3 protein-coding genes are annotated in these 4037 nt (G+C 45.1%); all 3 read left to right on the plus strand.

Annotated features, from left to right (window positions below):
* Positions 1-666 precede the first annotated feature (666 nt).
* From lysA to uppS, 3 genes are read left to right on the plus strand one after another with little or no spacing between them, the layout of a single operon-like run.
* Complete coding sequence (gene lysA, locus IM496_RS03845) at positions 667-2070, plus strand: diaminopimelate decarboxylase (RefSeq protein ID WP_287661273.1); 1404 nt, start codon at positions 667-669, stop codon at positions 2068-2070.
* 22 nt (positions 2071-2092) lie between these two features.
* A complete protein-coding gene (cdaA, locus tag IM496_RS03850; protein ID WP_002801364.1) occupies positions 2093-3013 on the plus strand; it encodes a diadenylate cyclase CdaA in 921 nt (306 codons plus the stop codon).
* Positions 3010-3759, plus strand: coding sequence for a polyprenyl diphosphate synthase (gene uppS, locus IM496_RS03855; protein WP_104397610.1), 750 nt, complete (start codon positions 3010-3012; stop codon positions 3757-3759). The genes cdaA and uppS overlap by 4 nt, the downstream gene beginning before the upstream one ends.
* Positions 3760-4037 lie beyond the last annotated feature (278 nt).

The following is a 4037-nucleotide window of genomic DNA, read 5'->3' on the forward strand; positions in this document are numbered from 1 at the left end:
AGACCTCTTGCAAAAGTCTTAAGTCGATCCTTGTACAGCAACATTTTTGAAGATTATCAACTACTAATAAATAATTAACTGAAAGTCCCTCCCATTATTGTTTCTATCGTTTGTTTTCGGATTTATGCAAGAGGTCTAATCTAATAATGGTAAAAACGGCTAACTATGCAGCCCGTTGGCTGTATCGTCCTCTCAAGGAGAAACTAAGATAAACTAAACCCCCAGATCAATAAAAACCCCTAAGCTGTACTAAATTTAAACTGCCTATGGGAATTTTTAGTACAAATGCTCAAACTTTCTCTCCCTTCGGCTCTTCTGGTTTCTGTGTGGAAACGAGGTCTATACTGATGGTTTCTTCGTCAAAATAGCCCTAAAAGTCTTACCCGATAAGCATTTCACAATTCCATAAGCAAAAATTATCACACAAAGTCGAGAAGAGCCTCCCTTCTCCCTTGCAGTCTTAACGAGCAATTCAGATGGTCAACAGCTTAGGAGGATTTGCTAGAGATTTTTACTGATCAGAGAAAGGTTAGAACTTGTCGTAAAGTGAAAGAGAGAACTATTTTGGTTATCTAGATCACCGACGGTCAAAATTCCCTTAACTGAATCGGGGATGCGCGGAGATTGTAACAAAAATTATCGATTTCTTGACAAAAAACACCGATCATGCTATCAACCGAACCTAAAATCAGCAATTCCGGACAAAAATATTTAGCCTATCAAGATTGTCTATCCCCAAATCAAACCCTGTTACCCCTGACAGCCAAGGTTAATAACCGCGATTGTCTAGAAATCGGTGGTTGTGATGTGACCACCCTAGTGGAACGTTTCGGTTCACCCTTGTATATTGTCGATGAAGTCACCCTCCGCACAGCCTGTCGTCAATACCTACAAGGTTTCCAGACTCATTATCCCGGAGAATCTAGGGTAATTTATGCCTCGAAAGCGTGGAATTGCCTGGCCGTATCGGCCGTGGTCGCTAGGGAGGGATTAGGTTTCGATGTGGTGTCGGCCGGAGAAATTCACACGGTGTTAACCGCTTTAGACCAGATCAATAAAACCGATGTGCCGATATACTTTCATGGTAATAACAAATCGATCGCCGAGTTAGAATACGCGATCGAGCATAACTGCATTATTATCGTTGATAACTGGCTAGAGTTAGAAAATCTGGTTAAATTAGGCGAAAACCGCCCTGATACCCCTATTCCGATGCTGTTGCGGTTAACCCCCGGCATCGAGTGCCACACCCACGAATATATTCGCACCGGTCACTTAGACAGTAAATTTGGTTTTGACCCTCATCAAATCGAAGCGGTATTTGACTATGTTTTAGCTCATCCGGTGCTGAATTGTCTGGGTTTACACGCTCACATCGGTTCCCAGATTTTTGAACGTCAACCCCACCAAGACCTAGCCGCTGTCTTAGCAGACTGGTTTAAATTAGGTTTAGAACGAGGTTTACCCCTAGAGCAATTAAACGTCGGTGGTGGTTTAGGGATTCGCTACCTCGAAAGTGATGACCCCCCAAGTATCGAGGAATGGGTGCAAGCGGTGTCCTTAGCAGTGGCTAAAGCTTGTCAGGAAAGAGGTATCGCTTATCCGCTGCTCATTGCCGAACCGGGACGCTCTTTGATTGCCACCGCTTGCGTAACGGCCTATACAGTGGGTAATCGCAAAGAAATCCCAGAAATCCGCACCTATATCGCCGTCGATGGCGGAATGTCCGATAATCCCCGACCGATTACCTATCAATCGGTTTACCGGGCCGTTGTCGCCAATAAAATGAGTCAAGAATGTCAGGAATTGGTGACAATAGCTGGAAAACATTGTGAATCTGGCGATATTCTAATTAAGGATATTGCGCTACCGAAAACCAACCCGGGGGATATTTTAGTGGTTTTAGCCACGGGGGCCTATAACTACAGTATGGCTTCTAATTACAACCGCTTACCCCGTCCAGCGGCGGTAATTGTCCAAAATGGAGAAGCTAATCTGATCCTCGAACGGGAAAATCTGGCGGATCTGCTGCGTCAAGACCGCTTACCCACTCGACTCTCCTTAATATAAACCTCATCGCTATTGTCCCCCCATGTCGGGTTTTTTTCTGGACCCTCGCCGGTTATTGTCCTGGATTCTCAGCCATGGTCTGTCAGTCCTAGACTTTGGGTTAGTTCTCCTCCTTACCTATATGCTGCTGCTAATTATCGGCGAGCGGCGTACCTTTTGGATGGTGCGAGGACTAATCTATTTAATGCTGGCCTCGGTGATTAGCGATGCCCTAGGATTGCGCTTGCTGGGGTTAGTCCTAGAAAAATTGATTTTGGGGGCAGCAGTGGCGATTGCTGTGATTTTTCAGTCGGAATTCCGCCGTTTTTTAGAATTATTGGGCAAAGGTCAAGTGTGGGAATTATTTAAAAAAAGTTCCCCCACTCCCAAGACCGATAATGTCATTGATGAGTTAGTGGACGCGGTGAAGGATCTATCTCAAAATCGCACCGGTGCGCTGATGGTATTAGAAACCAGTGGCAATCTCGACACCAAGGTGTTTGTCAATCCGGGGGTGACGCTCAATGGCCAAGTATCTAAGGAATTAATTCAAACTATTTTTCAAACTAAAACTTTACTGCACGATGGAGCCGTATTTATTCGGGGCGATCGAGTGGTGGCCGCTGGTGTTATTCTACCCCTATCGGAGCGCAGTACCTCTAGGCAATTAGGGACCCGTCATCGGGCAGCCATGGGCATTACCGAAAGGCTAGATAATTGTTTATGTATTGTGGTTTCTGAGGAAACTGGCTCGATTTCCCTCGCGTCGGGGGGTAATTTGGATCGGCCCTTAACCAGTAGTAAACTAAAAGAGCTTCTCGAAGCGAAGTTTTCTCCGTCGGGAGAGGGGGAAGTGGTCGCACCCAGTTGGGGACGTTTAGGGCGTACAATTGGCTTAAAAGGTCGTCTAATCTTAGAAAAATTCTCCCGTTCGCCCAGCGCAACCCCCAAAGATAGAAAATGACTGTTAAACCGAGCTTATCACCAGAATTACCCACGGATTTAGATAAAAACCGTTTGCCTCAGCACGTCGCAGTGATTATGGATGGGAACGGTCGTTGGGCGAAAAGTCGTGGTTTACCGCGGATTATGGGCCATCAACGGGGAGTGGATGCACTAAAAGACTTGCTGCGCTGTTGTCGTGACTGGGGGATTCCCGCTTTAACTGCTTATGCTTTTTCGACGGAAAATTGGGGTCGTCCCCTAGAAGAAGTAGAGTTTTTAATGACTCTATTCGAGCGGGTTTTGCGGCGGGAATTAGAAGAAATGATGCAGGAAAATGTTAAAATTCGCTTTATTGGTAATTTATCAGCCTTGCCAGAGTCTTTAAGACGGGAAATTGTTAAATCTCAAGCAGAAACTAGCAAAAATTCCGGTATTCAATTTACGGTGGCTACTAATTATGGTGGCCGAGAGGAAATTGTGCAAGCTTGTCAAGCGATCGCTCGTCAGGTGCAACAGGGTTTAATCTCCCCGGAAGCGATCGATGAATCTCTCTTTGAACAGTATCTTTATACTGCCGGGATTCCTAACCCAGACCTGTTAATTCGCAGTAGTGGGGAAATGCGAATTAGTAATTTTTTACTCTGGCAAATGGCCTACGCGGAAATCTACGTTACTGACACCCTCTGGCCCGATTTCGATCGAGTGCAATTTCACCGCGCTTTAAAAGATTATCAGGGTCGTCATCGTCGTTTTGGCAAATTATAAGGGCTGCAGCCCAAATTTAGCGAAATAGCCACTGTGGGGCAGTTAAAGGACAATTCTTGATTTTTCACTTTTTATCTTAAACTCCCTGGGGCAACGGTTAATACTCAATCCGTTAAGTAGGGCTTGCTGAATAAATATAAAAACCTTGTTGGATAAGGCTTTTAGACTTTTTTTCCCTCAAAAAGTGCCGACCATTGGAGGGATCGGGGGTAGAATTCAGGTACTTTTTCCCTGAAAATTAGGTAACTGACTACCTCAAAATCGGTAAAACCCTACAC

The sequence above is a fragment of the Microcystis sp. M049S2 genome (assembly GCF_020245625.1).
Taxonomy (GTDB): Bacteria; Cyanobacteriota; Cyanobacteriia; order Cyanobacteriales; family Microcystaceae; genus Microcystis; species Microcystis ichthyoblabe_A.